We start from the raw sequence: 18,089 nt of genomic DNA, 5'->3' as shown, positions 1-18,089 counted from the left end.
AATCAGCCCTTTAAACGTCTTCTTTCTTGTACTTATTGCTCCATTTTAACGTTGACTGGATTGAACTGTCCACTTAATGTCTTTGCAGTAAACTAAAACACACTTCAGGAGTTGTACATGAAACCGTTCAGATTTATCTGCTTCCTCGCGCTCGCCGCATTTCTCGCTTCTGCATCACCCCTCGGTGCCGGCATCGGCGGAGCTCTCAAGGACAAGGTCAAGAAGAAGGTCGAAAAGAAGGCCGATGAGAAAGCTGACGAAGCCGTAGATAAAGCTGCTGGCGACGGCGGTTCGAGTGAGGGGACCTCCTCTGAATCTGCCAATGATGTGTCCTCTGGCGGAAGTGGAGGCGGTGGTGGCGAAGGTGCAAGACCCGGCGACGGTGTCTGGGCAAACTACGATTTTATCCCCGGAGATAGAATCATCTACTTCGAGGACTTCACCACAACCGGTGTCGGCGACTTTCCGCAGCGCCTCGACTTCAAGGAAGGGAATATGGAGGTCGTCGAATGGAAACAACAGCGATGGCTGCGCGCTAACAATAGCGCGAGACTTGAGATCCCTCTGCCCGAAGTTCTCCCGCAGCGGTTCACACTCGAGTTCGATTACTATGGACCCGGAAACGCAAATACAATTTCCATATTCGACGGTACCGACAAACAGGAAGATAACAACCAAGTGACGTTCTTCTGGTACCTTGGTTGCGGAGTCGGTCGGCGCGGCAATTTCGTCGCGTCCGCAGATCTCCCAGCCCGTGCCAAAGAGAAGATCGCCCACTGCCGTGCAATGAGCGATGGCAAGTATCTGAAGGTCTATGTCAATGACACTCGCGTTGCGAATGTTCCTAACACTTCCTTTGGGCGTTCCAATAGTCTGCCTGTTCAAATCTGGGCAGAGGAAGCGAGCCCTTTGATGATCACCAATATTCGCATTGCTGAAGGCGGAAAGAAGATTCTCTACGACCAACTAATGGCGGAAGGCAAAATCGTCACGCAGGGAATACTATTTGCGTCTGGCAGCGACGTCATTAAACCCGAGTCAACTCCTACCTTGAAAGACATCGGAACGATGCTCAAAGATCATCCGGACCTGAATGTCTCCATTGAAGGCCATACTGACAATGTCGGGGATGACGCTTCTAATCTGGACCTAAGCAAGCGCCGGGCGGCCTCCGTAAAGGCATTCCTAATCGAGAAGTACGGCGTTGCAGATGCACAATTGCAGACTCAGGGCTTTGGCGAATCGAAGCCGATCAGCCCCAACGATTCTCCCGAAGGACGCCAGAACAATCGTCGCGTCGAGCTAATCAAATTATAGTCCTCATATAACAGTATTCTGCAGAGGCGAAGGAAGTCATGCTTCCTTCGCCTCTTTCGTTTTTCAGAGCCAATTTATTGTTGACCACTTGCACTGATATGGATATATATAGACCTACGTAGTAGATTCTCAAATAGGAGTGAATTGCCATGAAATCATTCAAGATTGCGCTGTCTGTCATTGTCTGCCTCATGCTAGTCGCGTCGGCTGCAACCCACGCGGGAATCGGCGACAAACTGAAAAAGAAAGCCGAGAAAAAGATCGAGAAAAAGGCGGACGAGAAAACCGACAAGGAAATTGACGGGGCAATAAACAATTCGACAGGCGATGGCAGCTCATCCGGCAGTGCCGCTTCGTCTGGATCAGCCGCTGGGGCAAGTGACGACAGTGAAAATGCAAAACCTGGTGACGGGGTGTGGGCAAATTATGACTTCATTCCCGGCGACCGCATCGTCTACTTCGAAGACTTCAGCACGACTGGTGTCGGAGATTTTCCCCAGCGCCTCGAATTCAAGGAAGGGAACATGGAAGTGGTCGAGTGGAAGGGCCAGCGTTGGCTCCGTGCCAATAATGCCGCAAAGTTTGAAATCCCACTCCCGGAAGTCCTCCCGCAAAAAGTTGCCAACGTACCCAATACGACTTTTGGCCGGTCAAACAGCCTCCCCGTTCAGATCTGGGCCAGTTCAGAGAATCCGCTCATGATTGGCAATATCCGCATCGCCGAGGGTGCGAAAAAGATCATGTACGATCAACTCATGGCTGAAGGCAAATTCTCCACACAAGGAATCCTGTTTGCTTCCGGTAGCGACGTTATTCGCCCCGAATCTACGCCGACTCTGAAACAGATTGGCAACATGCTCAAGGATCACTCTGATTTGAAAATCTCAATCGAAGGACATACCGACAGCATGGGTGAGGACGCAGCAAATCAGGACTTAAGCGAGCGCCGCGCAGCCTCCGTCAAGGCATATCTTATGGCGAATTACGCCGTTGACGAATCTCGCCTCCAATCCAAGGGTTACGGCGAATCCAAACCGGTTGGCACCAATGACACACCTGAGGGCCGCCAAGGCAACCGGAGAGTAGATCTCATCTAGCTGTAATCCGACGCAGTATAAAGTGCCCTCTAAACAGCCGGAGCTACTGCTTCGGCTGTTTTTCTACGGCGACGTACATAAAGATTGACAAATTAGAGAAATATTGTATTGTAATCAAAGCACCACAAGAGAACTCATCGCCATAATGATCAGCATTAGGTGGTCATCGTATCTTCTTATCCAATAACACGATGCGGTGCATCCAAGTCTATTCGAAACAACAGATTCCTTATACGCAGGAGAAACAATGAGAACTAAGTTAACGCTGGTGATGTTCGCCGCCCTTTTTCTAGTCGCTGTGCCGCTTTTCGGACAGATAACAATTAATCAAAGCGATTCGCCGAACTCTCTCGGCACCAATAGCCGTTCGACTAGTATGACCTCATTTCCTGTTCAAACATTAGATTGGCTGGCGCTCTCTGCGGGCACAGGTGGTGGGCACACTTGGGATTTCTCGAACATTGCGTTTGACCTTGGATTTTACAGTTCAACCGTCGTCGCTGCTGGTACCGTTCCTGGCAGCAGTTACTTCCCCGGGGCAGATAAAGCTTGGGCTACGGGCTCCCTGCAATCGTGGACATTCTTCAGCACACCAACGAATGAAATTCGTATGCACGGAACGTTCACCACCTTTGGAGTTGCACCGAATTTGGATACGATCAAAATTGTATATGACGAGCCTTCTCTGCAATACAAGTTTCCAGTGACTGGAAATAGCAATTGGATCACCAAGTGGCGGTATACTCTCGACACCTTTGACCACGACACCTTGCTCTATTCCAACACCGTAAAGGACAGCATCCAGTGGGTCTGCGATGCTTGGGGTACGATCAAGTATAAGAACCGCCAGGTTTCTGCAATCCGTGCCAAAGGCACAATGTATATCACTTCGACAGTCAGTTACCCGGGGCAAACGCCTATCGTAACGCAGGTTTCTACCGATCACCTTCAGTTCATGACCGTCGATTATAATGGCGCCGGAGTATACGTGACCAGGTCTGTCTACCCGAGTGGAACATCTTACAGCGGCTCAGCCGACTACCGTTTCGTTCAAGCAACCACGCCAGTTTACGAAGTCAGCTCCTCGACATTGCCGTCAGATTTCTCAGTAGAGCAGAACAGCCCGAATCCATTCAATCCCGAAACCAGTATCTCCTATTCGATCGCCAAGAGTGCGCCTGTGACCTTTGAGGTCTTCGACATTCTGGGACGTACCGTTTGGGAAGAGAACTTCGGTACTCAGTCCGCAGGCGCCTATCGGATTCAATGGAACGGCCGGGATCGTAGCGGCGCTCCGTTGGCTTCCGGAGTTTACCTTTATAGGTTGACTGCCGGTGAAAACTCCTCGACACGTAAAATGATGCTTCTCAAGTAATTGCTCAACTCGGGTACCCGGCTTCAAGTCGGGTACCCGTAACCATACAACCAGCACATCCGGCCACAAATAATTCCTTCCAATTCGCTTGCGTTAATGACTGCAATTTCGTAAATCCTCTGCCGCATTCGCTTAGTGGCGCCGCCACTTAGAAAGGTCGACGTGTTCGGACTAGCTGATCTCTTCACCGGTTTCATTAATCTGCTTGCGGAAAATCCGCTGCTCTTGCTTTTCACGATCATCGGCCTTGGCTATCTCATTGGGAATATCAAGATCTTCGGGTTCAACCTTGGCATTGCCGCGGTCCTCCTTATTGGCATGGGGGCGGGCGCGATTGACAACAGACTCAACCTTCCCGAATACATCTACATCCTCGGACTGGTGATTTTTGTGTACGCGCTGGGGCTCCAGGCAGGGCCGGGGTTCTTCTCTTCATTCCAGAAACGCGGCGTTCGCTTTAGTCTGATTGCCGTAGCAGTCCTAACTGGTGCGGCACTGTTGGCAGCACTACTCGGAAACATTCTCGGCATGTCCGCACCAAGCATCGCCGGCCTATTCTGCGGCTCGCTCACTAACACACCGGCGCTTGCCGCCGCTGTCGAAGCCGTCAAAGGATTATCCGGTTCTATTCCGCCAGAGCTTCGGGAAACCTATATCAACAGCCCAGTTGTGACGTATGGAGTCTCTTATCTTTTTGGCGTCTTTGGCGTAATCCTTTGGTTCTTCATATTCTCCAAGATCTTCAAGGTCGACTATGCAAAAGAAGCGGCTGACCGCAGTTCATCAGAAGCGCCTGAAGAGATTATCAGTCAGACGTATAAGATCACCAATCCGGCAGTGAATGGTAAGACTATCGACGAGGCATTTCAACTCCTTGGTTCTCCAGGTTTCGTACTAAGCAGAATCAAGCATGGGGAAGAGGTCTTCATTGCAGCTCCTGACAAGACCTTGTTGATGGGAGATCTCGTGGTTGCCGTTGGCACGCAGACTTCGCTGGTTCGTGCCCATGTCCTATTTGGCGAAGTCTCTTCTGAGCAGGTGGCCCAACGCCGTGACGATACCGCCTACACTCAGTTGTTCGTTTCGAACAAAGCGGTAGTAGGGAAGTCTATTCGCGAACTCCGCGCTGAGCACCATTTCGAAGGCGCGATAACTCGATTGAATCGTTCGGGCGTTGAGTTCGTTACGACTCCCGACACAATCCTCGAAATGGGAGATAGGATTCTTGTCGTTGTCGCTCGCCAGCAAAAAGAGCAGATAACCAAACTGTTCGGCGATTCCGTCCAATCGCTCTCTGAAACGGATTTTCTCTCTCTTTCACTTGGTATCGTGCTCGGCGTATTTGTCGGTATGATTCCTTTTCCCCTGCCGGGAGGTGGAATCTTCCGACTTGGCTTTGCCGGCGGTCCTTTGGTCGTGGGCTTGATTTTAGGTCGATTGGAGCGCACCGGGCCTATTCAATGGGGACTTCCACACGCGGCCAATCTCGTTCTAAGGCAAATCGGACTTGTGCTATTTCTCGCGGCTATCGGAACGAAAGCAGGATATGGCTTTGGTGCAACATTCCAAGCTGGCTCGTGGGGGTTGTTCCTCGCCGGCGGGTTGATCACATCGTTCACCACAATCGCCACGATTCTCATCGGCTACAAATACTTGAAACTGCCGATGCTCGGTGTCATGGGAATGATGTCCGGAATCCAAACTCAGCCGGCATGCCTCGCTTACGCGAATCAGCAGGCGAAGAGCGACCTGCCTAATGTCTGGTATGCAACCGTCCAGCCGGCATCTATGATCGCCAAAATCATGCTGGCGCAGATCATTGTCACTACTCTCATTCTCTAAATTCCGGCATTCCGAATTGACAATCAACTGATGGAATCACCACTCATCCTCGGAGCACTCTTTCTTGCGGCAGTTGTTGCCGGATGGATCGACTCTATCGCAGGTGGCGGTGGCCTCATTACACTTCCGGCATTGCTTGCCGTGGGCTTGCCTCCGCATCTTGCACTTGGCACGAATAAGTTCCAGTCCTCATTCGGCAGCTTTACTGCAACAATGAACCACTACCGCAAAGGCATCATCAACATCAAAGAAGCTTTCTGGGGAATCGTCTGTACCGCCGTTGGAGCGGCATCAGGTGCGTATGTCGTACAAGTCCTCGATTCAAATCTGCTTGAAAAGATCATTCCTTTTCTCCTCCTCGCGATTCTCGTGTACTTCCTCTTCTCGCCGCGTCTGGGTGACCTCGATACGAAACAACGTATCCACAAGAATGTGTTTTACATCGTCATCGGTCTCGGTTTGGGATTCTATGACGGCTTTTTCGGTCCAGGCACGGGCTCATTCTGGACCTTCTTGTTCGTTTCACTAATGGGTCTGAATCTCCTCAAAGCGACCGGCTATACAAAGCTGATGAACTTCACCAGCAACATCGTTTCCTTGATTGCGTTTGCAATTGGTGGCAACATCATGTTTTCAGTTGGGCTCATAATGGCTGTCGGCCAGACCATCGGAGCCTATTTTGGTTCACATATGGCCATCCAGCGTGGCGCGAAATTCATCCGCCCGGTATTTGTAATTGTCGTCTTGGCTACGACCATCAAACTATTCGCTGACTACTTCAAATAATCGCTATTACAAATTGACGGACAACGCGTTGCGGGTGCAGCGATGCGGCATCAATATTCAATAAACTGATCAAATCAGTCGAACTATAAAAAGATGAACTTTATAGAGCCATATAATGTACACCTTTACAGTATGAAAAAGCGCATGTGGTATAGTTGCATTGCTTTTGCGATGGTCTTGGTTTCTGCAGCACTATTGCGGGCCGAACCTGTCCATCGTGACCATGTTTCCATCGAACTGGTCTCGGATCAATCCGCTGCTCGCCCCGGTGACACTGTCACGGTCGGACTGAAAATTCAACTCGAAGATGAGTGGCACGTCTATTGGACAAACCCAGGCGATGCCGGCCTTGCTCCGCGTGTTAAGTGGAATTTGCCACCCGGCTTTGTCGCATCACCGCTACAGTTTCCGGTTCCCAAGCGAATACCGGCAGGTCCATTGGTGAGTTTTGGCTATGATAAAGAGCTTCTCTTGCTTTCCGACATCGTAATCCCAAGCGATTTCATACCTGACAGCCTGTTCTCTTTCAATGCTGAAGTCGACTGGCTGGTCTGCAAAGTCGAATGTATCCCCGGTGATGCTGTGCTGTCGCTCATGGTGCCAATTGTCGAGAACGGATTGGCGGAGGCTACTGCCTGGGATGAACAATTCCGTTTAGTCCGAACAAAGCAAGCAGTTGAAGATACGAACTGGAGCGTCACTGCTTCGGCTTCGAAGACCAATCTGCAGTTGATTTTCACTTCTAAATCCGAGCGGTCCAGTACGATTCCCAGTGATTTATTCTTCTTCCCGACGAAAAAGGGAATCATCGACAATTCTGCTGCTCAGGTACTCGCAAAGAAAGAACGAGGCTTTGAATTGACGATTCCGCTCAATTCAATGAATACTGACACCCTCACAGAGATCTCCGGATTGCTGGTTGCCGAAAATCAGTGGGCGAACGAAGGTACACGCACCGGACTCAAGTTCTCCGCACCAGCCACAATGCTTTCTTCTCCTACACCGATTGCCTTTGCGGCAGTCGAGATCACTTGGTGGCAAGCGATTCTCTTTGCCTTTGTCGGCGGTTTAATTCTCAACCTGATGCCTTGCGTACTTCCGGTGCTTTCCATCAAAGTGCTCAGTTTCGTCCAGCAAGCAGGGGAAGGGCGCAAACAAATTCTCCAGCACAATGCAGTCTTTACTCTTGGCGTATTGGTTTCCTTCTGGATTCTCGCTGCTGGACTCTTGCTGCTCCGTGCCGGAGGGGAACAACTTGGCTGGGGATTTCAGTTACAATCGCCAGCCTTCATCATCATCCTGTCATCGTTCATGTTCTTGATGGCGTTAAATCTATTGGGCGTTTTTGAAGTCGGCACTTCACTTACCGGTATTGGTGGAAATTCAAGACGTTCAGGTTTGCTCGGTTCATTTATTGCCGGTGTAACTGCCACAGTCGTTGCAACGCCATGCACGGCGCCGTTTATGGGCAGCGCTCTCGGATATTCGCTGACCCAACCGGCATTGATTTCATTGGCTATTTTCACCGCGCTTGGTCTCGGAATGTCGGCTCCATATGTCATTCTAACCAGTACACCATGGTTGCTCAGATTTGTCCCGAAACCGGGTCGTTGGATGGAAACCCTCAAGCACGTCATGGGATTTTTGCTGATGGCGACAGTTGTGTGGTTAGTTTGGGTGCTATCAATACAGGCAGGTTCCGATTCAATCCTTCTTTTGCTCGCGACATTACTTGTCCTCGGACTCTGCGCTTGGATATTAGGACGATGGGGAGGATATGCTGTCGAACAAGGCAAACGCGTGACGGCCATCACGGCCGCGGTGGCGCTGGCGCTTGCTTCGGTATCGCTTGCATCATTTAACGTCACTCCGGCAGACAGTGTTGCCTCAGGTATGACGCAAGCCGACGGACTCACGTGGGAGCCGTTTTCGCCTGAGCGTGTAACGGAACTAAACGGCCAGGGACGTCCGCTCCTAATTGACTTCACAGCCGCTTGGTGCCTCAGCTGCAAAGTAAACGAACGGGTCGCGTTTGGTTCACTCGATGTTCAGGGCAAACTTAGTTCACTCTCTGTAGTGACTATGAAGGCTGACTGGACATCCCGCGATGAGAGAATTACCAAAGCGTTGGCGGAGTTTGGTCGGAACAGCGTTCCGCTTTATGTGTTGTATACTGGCAAAACTGGTCAATCGCCAATAGTATTGCCGGAGCTGTTGACTCCCGGCATTGTTATAGAAGCTTTGAACAAACTCGAAGGATAACTCAAGAGCCCACACATCGAGTGTCATCGACAATTGTGGGAAAGGAAAGGGACGACAACATGAACAAGATGACGAAAACATTCATCATTAGTGCCATGCTGCTCATTGGCATCGGAGCATTGGCTTTTTCGCAGGAAGCTGCCAAGGAAACCGCAATTGCATCAGTAGCAATCGATCAACCTGCTCCAGATTTTGCTCTCAAGGACGTGAACGGCAAAGAGCATAAACTTTCCGACTATAAGGGCAAGTATGTTGTGCTTGAGTGGGTCAACTATGATTGCCCCTTCGTAAAGAAGCACTACTCATCTGGAAACATGCAGGGCTTACAGAGCGGTTTCACCAAGAAAGACGCCGTATGGCTTTCTATCTGCTCATCCGCTCCGGGTAAGCAAGGACACTTTCCGACTGCCGACTTGAAGAAACGCATGGAGACTGAGAAGTCGACTCCAAGTGCCTATTTGATTGATGAATCAGGTTCAGTTGGAAAGCTGTATGGTGCGAAAACGACGCCGCACATGTTCGTAATTGACCAGAAGGGTGTACTTCGCTACGCCGGTGCAATCGATGATACGCCGTCAACCAAAGCCTCTGATATCGCATCCTCGACCAACTACGTATCGTCCGCACTTGACGCACTCATTGCTGGAAAGCCTGTTGGAACCAAGTCCTCGACCCCATATGGTTGTTCTGTAAAGTACTAGTTTCACCGGCTGACATTACTCGACGATTATCCGGCAAGTCTGTCCGACCAAAAGTCTGACGACTTGCCGGACCTTTAGCTAACAGTTTCTAGACATTGAAACATTTTTCAAGGAGAGAGAGATGAAAAAGTACATAATCCTGCTTTTGGTTTCACTCCTCATTGGAGTGAGCTCACTGTCTGCTGCAGCTCGTACATTTGGGTTGCACGGTGCAGGACCGCGCGTCGGCGTCTCTATTGATCCCGACCAGATTCACTTCGGCGGCCATTTGGATCTTGGCGATCTCGCAACGCGCCTAATGATCTTTCCGTCGATCGAAGTTGGCGTCGGAGATGACCTCACAATTGTCGCACCAATGTTCGCTATTGGCTATCGCTTTCGCGAGGACTGGGGTTCTTGGAATCCATACATCGGCGGCGGCGTCGGCCCGGTCTTCGTTTCATCCGACCATGGCGGCAGCAACAGCGAACTCGGCCTGACTGTCCAGGGTGGAATCCAGAAGCGTCTTTCGTCCCAGTCGGGATTTATGTTTCTGGAATTCAAGATTGGCTTGGCAGACTATAACGACTTCAAGTTTACCTTGGGCTGGTGCTTCGGAAGTAAGTAGCATTTCGGCTGGAGAGTCGAGGCGATACGATATTAGCAGTTAACTGCTTTGATTCTGCCGATACGCAAGGACTCGTACTTTTTCAAGAGTAATGAGTCCTTCGGAGATGATCGCGTCGAGCAGCTTGACGAACGGCGCAATCTTTTCGGCCGAGTCGACGATCTCGACTACCATCGGTAGGTCTTCGGACAGACGCAGCACCTTTGCAGTGTGAATTCTGCTGTTGGCGCCAAAGCCCAGCGTCCCGCGCAATACAGTTGCGCCCGCAAGACCTTCAGCGCGCGCCATCTCGACGATCACCTCATAGACCGGTCGCCCATTGTGTCGATCGCTTTCGCCGACAAACACGCGCAGTAATTCGGCCTCTCCCGAGAGTTTCATTCTGTCCTCCTAAAGCGATCGGCCAACTGCCATGCCGGCAATCAGTCCTATCATGCCCAGCAATATCTGTCCGCCGATATTGACTATTGCCAGAGTCCATTCCGAATCTCGCATTAGCTCTCCGGACTCGAAGATCAGCGTCGAGAATGTTGTGAACGAACCCATGAATCCAACCAGTATTATCGTGCGCAATTCACTGCTGATAAGAAGTCGCTCCTCAGCAAGTGGCCAAACGAAGCCGAACAAGAAGCAACCAATGAAATTGACTGCAAACGTCCCGGCGGGGAAGCTGCCGCCGTACAGCCGCGACACCAAGCCACCCAGCCCGAATCTCGCTAGGGCACCGGCGGCGCCGAATACAGCGATCAGAACGAGCTTCGTCACCATTACGATCTCTTGCCGATGAATTCTCTTTTGTTGAATAAAACGATTGAAAGGCAAACCAAGAATAGTGTCCACGCAAAGTAGTAGCCAATTCCTGAGAATATCGGAGTGACATCTGACAAATCAGACTTGAGTATCGCGTCCATTGAATATGTCCGGTAGTTATCGATCGACATGAATCTGAGGACATCCCCAATAATCTGCACCGTACGGAAAGGCAACTGCTGAAAAATAAAACCCATCATACTGAAGAACCAATACAGCGCTGCCAAGAATGTCGCCAACAATGGATTTCCGAAGTTCGAAAACAGTAACCCAAGTCCAAAGGTCGAAGTCCACGACATCAACATCTGTAACAAGTACAATGGCGCGACCCCCGGAATGCTAAATCGGAAAAAAATCAAATGCAAAACGGCATAAAGTGCAATTGCGATGAACAAGTAAATCAGTAGCCCATACAGCGATCCCAGAATTTTTCCTACCAACAACTCGATACGCGCAATCGGCCGCGCTGCAAACGGCAACAGAGTCCCGTCGCGATAGTCAATTCTCCATGTCGTGATACCAAGAATAAGCGCTGCAATATGCCCCATAAAACTTACCAATTTGAAGAACGGTGCCGCCGCACTTTCAATTCCGACACTGCCCGGCGCCATGTCGTTCACGAAAATTACCGGCAAAATCGTCGGCGCTGCCAGGAATATACAAGCTCCGACAAACACCCAGATGATCTTTGAAGAACGCAGCTTGCTCAGTCTGTGCATCGCAAGGTCATTTATCATCGCTCAACTCCTCGTGCTTCACAAGCTTCAAGAAGCGATTTAACAAGCTTGCTCCGACTTGCTTTACACTGATAATGTCTCCGCCATTTTGAAGTATGGTTTCCAGTGCGAAATTCTTATCTTCACGATTCTGACACAACACCGAAGCTGTCTCATTTTCGACAGTGACTTCCACTCGCGCTTGCAGGGAAGCGATCAACTCAGTGTTTGGGGACAAGAAGACAATCCGGAATGCCGCCTGCTCTGAGTTCAGCAGCACGCCAAGCTTCTCAACAGCGATAAGTTCGCCTTCGTTGATAATCGCCACTCGGTCTGCAATGTCTTCGATGTCTGATAGAATGTGGGTCGAAAGAAATACGGTCTTGCCCTGCGACCGAAGCTTTTGCAACAGCTGCTTAACTCGCGCTTTGGCAATTGGATCCATACCTGATGTCGGCTCATCCAAAATGAGAAGCTGTGGATCGGCTATTAGGGCCTGGGCAAGTCCAATCTTCTGCGTCATGCCTTTTGAGTAATTGCGAATCTTGACTGTGCCGGCAGTCGGCATTTCCAAGAACTCCAACAATTCAGAAATCCGCGCCGGGACCTTGGCTTGATCAGCACCACCCAACCGCGAAAACAACCGCAAGAACTCCTCGCCTTTCAAGAAACCATCGAAATTGAAAATCTCGGGCAGGAATCCAATCTTCTCACGTGACCGAGGATCCCTCGAATCGACTCCGAATATCTCTGCGCGACCGCTGTTTGACTGAATGAAATCAAGCAGGATGTGCATTGCCGTTGTCTTGCCGGCGCCGTTAGGTCCCAGGAATCCGAATATCTCGCCTTCCGGCACCTCGAAAGAAATCCCCTTCAGCGCATCCTTGCGATTACCTCGCTCGCGGTAGGTCTTGCTCGTATTATCGAATCGAATAGCTGCAGTCATGTTTGCTCTTACTCTATTCTGAATTTAAATTCGCCAGATGAACCGACATACTTCATCGCGGCGGCCGTACTGTACAACTTCTCTTGCAAAGCGCCGGGTGAGTATCCCTCCAGCCCGGCGAACACTGCGCCAGCAGGGGAGAAGATGATTGTCACTGGCAAAGTCTGAATCGGCGAGTCATCAAAATAGTCGCCGGTCGGATTGTATCCGAAAGGCAATTCTGAATTGTCGAACGCAACCGACTGTCGAATCTCATCTGGCGAGTTTTCTATGTTGACTATGTAGAAATCAAAAAGTGAATCCAGTTCTGTGTTCTGACTTGCTTCAACAACCTCGCTGATCATCGCCATACTGCGCTCAGACGACGCGCCCCAGAACATGACGACACTATATTGACTCGTATCTTCGGGCACCACCACCGTGCGGCCATCGTTCATTCGAAATTGCAAATCAACCGCCGAACGCGTTTTGGAAGTCGGCTTGCTCCGATTTATTACAAGATCATACTGCCAGATTGCTAATCCGATTCCGAGAACAAGCGATACGACCGCGAAGAAGGGAATCGGAATCTTTCTAAGAACACTCATCGAATGCCCATCTTCTTCAACCGCGACAACACAATTCCAATATCGAAGGATAGAATTCCAAAACAAAATCCAAGTGCTGAAATTGCCGTTCCGAGAACGATCTTCCCCTTTTCGGAAATTTGATAGACTGACTCCGAATGGAGCATGGCTGTAATGAAGTCATTTTCGGTTGTAACGCTTCGAAGATCGAAATTCGCAACTATCATATATGCTATGCCAATCGCGACTATCGGTATAACGAATCCCATGATCTTGTAAAACTTGTCCATATCAACTGCCTTCTTCCACCAGATCAAAAATTAGACATGCTTGACTTGTAAAAAGATTCAAAAATTCAATGTGATCGGCAATTGAATTCAGGCGGGGCATCGCTTCGGGAGATTGCTGCGAGTACGTTAAAAGAATTGAGAGGTTGACAAATATAACGAGAACGAGCCATCCCGTGGATTCAAGGCAACATCTAATCGACCGACCCTGCCCAAGAATTGCTTTATTGATCCGCGAATTCCAACACCGACACTATAGTAGGGATCCGCAATCGCGTCACTGAATTCACGACCTCGCCCCCAGATGCTACCGTAGTCTACAAAAGCTGCGAGCTGGCCGTAGAATACGCGCGTATCCAGAGTCCGCCACCGTGTCTCAAAATTCCCGAGAAGCACTTGATCACCACGTTCTACCTTTTCTGGTGTTCCGCGTACATTGCTTTCTCCAGAGATCGCATAAGGCTGAACCCGCTCATCAGCCGATGACGTCTGAAGCCTCACCCGCATGGCGAAGTTCACTGGTCCGCTGATTATATACTTTCTGCCGGTTAGCGATATTCGCCACTTGTTGAAACTTCCTTCATTGAGCTCGTTGATCCCGGTAACATCGAAAGACGCATCATTTCCGTCATAAAAATATCGATCAAAATAGACCCGACCCAACGTTACTCCCGTCCCGATTGAATAGCGAGGATAGTCAATGGCCTTCGTCGCTAGCCCAAGTGTGTCTGGCGCAGCCAACTGCCAGTTCTCGCGATCGTACCCGCCATAACCTTGCACATATACGTTCTCACTCAGTCTATGACCCAGAGAACCGGAAATTGCTTTGCGAAGGTAATCGTAGTCATAACGCACGCCGTGAAATTGCAGTGGATCGATCTCTCGTTGTTCGGCTACCGCAAATCCTACTGCTATATCTTTTCCAAGGAAGCGCGGAAATGTTGCCGCAATGTGTCCTGAATTCTTTCCCTCGAATCTTCGGTACAGCACTACCGTTTGAAGATAGAATCCGAGAAGATTCTTCTCATGAACACCTACCGACCAATCAAGCTTGCCATCGGTTCTCCCAAGTGACAGAAGCGGCAGCAAGGTCCAAACTTCGCGCAAATCGAATTCTATGTCAATTGAGTCGCCATCAGGCAGTAAATAGGTGTCGACTTTCGAAAAGATACCAAATCCATCCACCTTGCGACGATCTCGTTCCAGCAATTCAAGGTCGAACAATTGTCCATGCTTGGAGTCGATTTCTCGATAGAGTATGTAGCGCCGCAATTTGAATTTACCTGTGAATGCGACATTGCGTATCGTTAGCGAACTGAGCCCTGTCGTGTCCAGAAATTCTGATTCGCTTGATTGTGCAGCGCACTCTCCAATGGCGAAAAGAGCGATTACCATTGATAAGATTAGAAATTCGAGCAAGCGGGCTTTTGTAGTAACATTCTGAAACATCAATAGAATCTATCCATTTTTATGAGATCGCAACATCCAGTTCGAGAGTCGATTATAAAGCAATTTTGTGTTGAGACGAGAGTAATTTTCGCGACTTTCGTTTAATGTCAGGTAATGCCATGACCGATAAGTATAAGTAGGGAGGACAAAAATAAGTTATGGCTAAACAGGATTCCAAAGTACTCATCGTCGATGACTTCGGCGATACTGGCAAAATTCTGGTGCAGATGTTTGACCACTTGAACGTGGCAACCGAGAGCACCAACAACCCGGAACAGGCCTTCTCCAAAATCGGCGAGAAGAACTATAAACTCGTAATTGCTGATTCGAGAATGCCCAAGGTTGACGGCGTCAGCCTTCTCAAGCGCATTCGCCAATGTAGCCCGGACACCAAAGTCGTGATCATGTCAACTTTTGATTCGCGTCATACTCAAAAGATGGTCGTTGCCGATGGCATCGACTACTACCTGCCTAAACCTGTCAAGCTCCAGCATCTCGAGCAGATGCTTACTGAGCTGTCTCTGAAGCTCTAATCCATGGCGCTTGGCCCATCTAATGCGCCCCTACTCAAATCGGCTCAAGAATGTATTTGCCTTTTTGCCGAAATCGCGTATACTCTTACGGACTAAATAACCACGCGAAAGAGGTCCTGCTAAACGCAAATCTGCTAACGACCAAACTAGAAAATCCGGATCGATTGTTCTCGACCGGCTGAATGACCTCATGACGAAAGGTCTTAGCATGAAGCGCCGAATCCTCCAGATCATCTTTGTTTTTTCAGTTGCCGCACTTGCATTTCCGGCAATATCTGCTTCCCAGCCAATCTCTGCCAAGCTCCGCGCACCTCGTGGCGTGTTAGCAGGCTCTATCATTGATGTCTCGATTTTCGTCCAGTCAGCGCGGCAATTAGGAGGCATTGACTTCACGATTCGTTACAACGATAGTCTCTTCTCATATTTGGGCGTTGTCCAGGACACCGGATTGAACAATTGGGAGTATTTCACATCATCGCACAACAGCGCTTCCAATTCCGTAAACATATTCACGATAGCCGACATCAACAACGGACCTGTCCATCCCGACTCCGCCGATCTTTTTCCCAAGGGTTCGATCGCTAAATACTCGTTTTTTGTTGCACCGAATTGGATATCTGAATCCGCTCAGGAGGAATTTTCATTCTTTTGGCTAACTTGCGGCGATAATGCTGTTTCAAATACGCGCGGCGATACCCTCATTGTGCTGAATCGCGTCTTCAATCCAAATGGTTCTGTCCTTTGGAATGAACCTGACTCACTGAATTATCCCGAAAGCAGCCGTATTCCAAATGTTGGAGCCCCCGACAGCTGTCTCGCAGCGGCCGACAGGGTGCTTTTCAGCATCGATTTCCACAATGATATCGCGACGAATTACTACATTTGTGGCGATGCCGATGGCAGCAGCACAATCAGTATCTCCGACGCCGTCCTGATTATCGCGTACATCTTTTCAAGCGGCATTCCGCCTAACCCGATCAATGCTGCTGACGTCGATTGCAGTGGGATGGTTACGATATCGGATGCCGTCTACCTGATCAATTTCATCTTTGCCGGTGGAACAGCTCCCTGCGCCGCGTGTCCGTAATCGGGCACTATTTCTTGTAGCTGTATTTTGGTCCCCAACCATTGACACCCCTTGGCAGTAACTCGAAGAAGTGCCACGGCGGGCAGAAATCGTCGCCTGGCCCAAAGAATGCCTTGGCCACACGATAGATCTTGCCATTGGGATTGCGAAATAGGGTAGATACCCCCGGCCATGCGCCGCCGTCGGGTGACTCAAACCCCAACGCCTTCCCAAAAGTCGTTGCGTGATGTGAATAGATTGGAAACCTCCAGCCGCGTCCCTTGGCAAACTCTGCCATAACCTTCGGTTCATCCGGTGATACAACGACAAAGCCGGCCCTGTCAGACAGATGCTCACGCATCCCGTTGAATCCGTCCGCCCACATCGTGCAGTACGCACATCTCACGCCCATATTATGTACCAGTACGAGTTCATCCCGCTTGCCAAACATCTGAGACAACTTCACTTTCTTACCACCGCCGGTTTGGAACGTGAAGTCTTCAACCTCAAGCGGCTCCATTATCCTGCGCATTTTCGCGAGCTTTTGTTTGTCCTTTAGAATCTGCTTTTCCAGCTGCTCGATCTCGCGCTCTTGTTGCTTGACTGTCTTCTTTGCCATAGCGACTTGTCCTTTGTTCTTATCGTAAATTCAAATTCTGTTCGTATGAAAAGATTGGTCCGGATTGGCACAAAATAGCACTGCGCCTCTGAAGGGGCAACCGATATTCATATGGTACTCAACGCTTAAATCGATTGTTTCTGCAGTTTAGAACGCGCATATTCGTTCCCCATGATTTGCTCACACTGTCAACAGGTTTGGTAAAGTGCTGAAGTCGCGCGAAGATCATAGCTCGCTTGAATTGCTTTCCGGAGTGGTCCTTATCAGCTTCTCAGCTGTGTTTGTCAAACTCGCCGATGTCGGTCCCTCGGCAGCAGCATTTTACCGAATGTTTTTTGGTGGTGTGCTGCTCCTGTTGATCACGCTCATCACTCGCACCAAACTCTGGTACGGCTGGAAGCCATTTTCTCTTGCCGTCTTGTGCGGCGTCTTGTTTGCAGGTGATTTGGCGTTTTGGCACCGCAGCATCAATGCCGTTGGACCAGGGCTTGCCACCATACTAGCGAGTTTTCAGGTCTTTTTCGTGACCGCATTCGCAATCGGGTTCCTCAGAGAGCGTCCCGGTATCCGAGTTTTCATTGCAATTCCATTGGCTCTTCTTGGGCTCTTCCTGCTTGTCGGCACGCAGTGGAACAAGATGAGTATTGACTATCAAGCTGGTGTGATGTATGGGCTCATAACGGCAATTTTCTATGCATCGTTCGTATTGACTCTCCGAAGATTACAATCATTGTCCAACGCTCCCGCACCATTTGCCAACATAACTGTCTCTACCTTGAGCACGGCATTCTGCTCTGCCATTGTGGCCATTATTGCACAAGAGAGTTTTGTCATTCCTGACACTCCGAGTATCTTGTGGCTGATCTTGTATGGAATTTGTGGCCAGGTTTTAGGCTGGGTTTTGATAACTCGAAGCATCAAACACATTTCTGCCGCTCGAGTAAGTCTGATGCTCTTGCTTCAGCCGACATTGTCGTTTATTTGGGACATTGTCTTCTTTCAGCGACCGACACTGGCAATCGAATTTGCTGGTGCAATCATCGCAATCTTTGCCATATACCTTGGCACTTGGACCGGTGAAGCGAAGATTGAACCGAGACAGGCTTAAAC

General features: G+C 49.7%; 19 protein-coding genes. 11 read left to right on the top strand and 8 right to left on the bottom strand.

Annotated features, from left to right (window positions below; genetic code table 11):
* The first annotated feature begins 117 nt into the window (after positions 1–117).
* The 8 genes from IPH59_02400 to IPH59_02365 all read left to right on the top strand — a co-directional run bounded on the left by IPH59_02400 (position 118) and on the right by IPH59_02365 (position 9,987).
* Positions 118–1,317, top strand: coding sequence for an OmpA family protein (locus IPH59_02400; GenBank protein ID MBK7090563.1), 1,200 nt, complete (start codon positions 118–120; stop codon positions 1,315–1,317).
* Positions 1,318–1,466: 149 nt separating this feature from the next.
* Positions 1,467–2,414, top strand: a complete 948-nt coding sequence (locus IPH59_02395; protein ID MBK7090562.1) for an OmpA family protein — start codon at positions 1,467–1,469, stop codon at positions 2,412–2,414.
* 247 nt (positions 2,415–2,661) lie between these two features.
* Positions 2,662–3,789, top strand: coding sequence for a T9SS type A sorting domain-containing protein (locus tag IPH59_02390; GenBank protein MBK7090561.1), 1,128 nt, complete (start codon positions 2,662–2,664; stop codon positions 3,787–3,789).
* Positions 3,790–3,951: 162 nt separating this feature from the next.
* On the top strand, positions 3,952–5,631 hold the full coding sequence (locus tag IPH59_02385; GenBank protein MBK7090560.1) for a transporter: 1,680 nt from the start codon (positions 3,952–3,954) through the stop codon (positions 5,629–5,631).
* Between the two features lie 30 nt (positions 5,632–5,661).
* Complete coding sequence (locus IPH59_02380) at positions 5,662–6,417, top strand: TSUP family transporter (GenBank protein ID MBK7090559.1); 756 nt, start codon at positions 5,662–5,664, stop codon at positions 6,415–6,417.
* Positions 6,418–6,549: 132 nt separating this feature from the next.
* Positions 6,550–8,679 carry a thioredoxin family protein gene (locus IPH59_02375; protein ID MBK7090558.1) on the top strand — a complete coding sequence of 710 codons (2,130 nt, stop codon included), beginning with the start codon at positions 6,550–6,552 and terminating at the stop codon, positions 8,677–8,679.
* Positions 8,680–8,747: 68 nt separating this feature from the next.
* A complete protein-coding gene (locus IPH59_02370; protein MBK7090557.1) occupies positions 8,748–9,380 on the top strand; it encodes a thioredoxin family protein in 633 nt (210 codons plus the stop codon).
* Between the two features lie 121 nt (positions 9,381–9,501).
* Positions 9,502–9,987, top strand: a complete 486-nt coding sequence (locus IPH59_02365; protein ID MBK7090556.1) for a hypothetical protein — start codon at positions 9,502–9,504, stop codon at positions 9,985–9,987.
* A 39-nt stretch (positions 9,988–10,026) separates the two neighbouring features.
* Here IPH59_02365 and IPH59_02360 read toward each other — a convergent pair whose 3' ends face one another.
* The 7 genes from IPH59_02360 to IPH59_02330 form a co-directional block, all read right to left on the bottom strand.
* Positions 10,027–10,368, bottom strand: a complete 342-nt coding sequence (locus tag IPH59_02360) for a DUF190 domain-containing protein (protein MBK7090555.1) — start codon at positions 10,366–10,368, stop codon at positions 10,027–10,029.
* A gap of 9 nt (positions 10,369–10,377) precedes the next feature.
* Positions 10,378–10,755 (bottom strand): CrcB family protein, encoded by a 378-nt coding sequence (locus IPH59_02355; protein ID MBK7090554.1) that lies wholly within the window; start codon positions 10,753–10,755, stop codon positions 10,378–10,380.
* Complete coding sequence (locus tag IPH59_02350) at positions 10,755–11,534, bottom strand: ABC transporter permease subunit (GenBank protein ID MBK7090553.1); 780 nt, start codon at positions 11,532–11,534, stop codon at positions 10,755–10,757. The genes IPH59_02355 and IPH59_02350 overlap by 1 nt, the downstream gene beginning before the upstream one ends.
* A complete protein-coding gene (locus IPH59_02345) occupies positions 11,524–12,459 on the bottom strand; it encodes an ABC transporter ATP-binding protein (protein ID MBK7090552.1) in 936 nt (311 codons plus the stop codon). Before IPH59_02345 ends, IPH59_02350 begins: the two co-directional genes overlap by 11 nt.
* An 8-nt stretch (positions 12,460–12,467) precedes the next feature.
* Positions 12,468–13,046 (bottom strand): hypothetical protein, encoded by a 579-nt coding sequence (locus tag IPH59_02340; protein MBK7090551.1) that lies wholly within the window; start codon positions 13,044–13,046, stop codon positions 12,468–12,470.
* On the bottom strand, positions 13,043–13,315 hold the full coding sequence (locus IPH59_02335) for a hypothetical protein (GenBank protein MBK7090550.1): 273 nt from the start codon (positions 13,313–13,315) through the stop codon (positions 13,043–13,045). The genes IPH59_02340 and IPH59_02335 overlap by 4 nt, the downstream gene beginning before the upstream one ends.
* A 126-nt stretch (positions 13,316–13,441) precedes the next feature.
* A complete protein-coding gene (locus IPH59_02330; GenBank protein ID MBK7090549.1) occupies positions 13,442–14,761 on the bottom strand; it encodes a hypothetical protein in 1,320 nt (439 codons plus the stop codon).
* A gap of 158 nt (positions 14,762–14,919) precedes the next feature.
* On the opposite strand from IPH59_02330, the gene IPH59_02325 reads away from it, so the two are divergent.
* Both IPH59_02325 and IPH59_02320 read left to right on the top strand, forming a co-directional pair.
* Entirely contained in the window at positions 14,920–15,294 is a 375-nt protein-coding gene (locus IPH59_02325; protein MBK7090548.1) for a response regulator, read from the top strand.
* A gap of 190 nt (positions 15,295–15,484) precedes the next feature.
* On the top strand, positions 15,485–16,381 hold the full coding sequence (locus IPH59_02320) for a hypothetical protein (GenBank protein MBK7090547.1): 897 nt from the start codon (positions 15,485–15,487) through the stop codon (positions 16,379–16,381).
* 7 nt (positions 16,382–16,388) lie between these two features.
* Here IPH59_02320 and IPH59_02315 read toward each other — a convergent pair whose 3' ends face one another.
* A complete protein-coding gene (locus tag IPH59_02315) occupies positions 16,389–16,979 on the bottom strand; it encodes a DUF899 family protein (GenBank protein MBK7090546.1) in 591 nt (196 codons plus the stop codon).
* 205 nt (positions 16,980–17,184) lie between these two features.
* Here IPH59_02315 and IPH59_02310 point away from each other — a divergent pair, with 205 nt between their 5' ends.
* Positions 17,185–18,087: a DMT family transporter gene (locus IPH59_02310; protein MBK7090545.1), complete on the top strand. Its 903-nt coding sequence runs from the start codon at positions 17,185–17,187 to the stop codon at positions 18,085–18,087.
* Positions 18,088–18,089 lie beyond the last annotated feature (2 nt).

The organism is bacterium, from assembly GCA_016708315.1.
In the GTDB taxonomy this organism is placed as follows: Bacteria; Zixibacteria; MSB-5A5; order CAIYYT01; family CAIYYT01; genus JADJGC01.
Note: the sequence above shows the minus strand (reverse complement) of the source record. Positions and strands in the feature narration are given on the sequence as shown.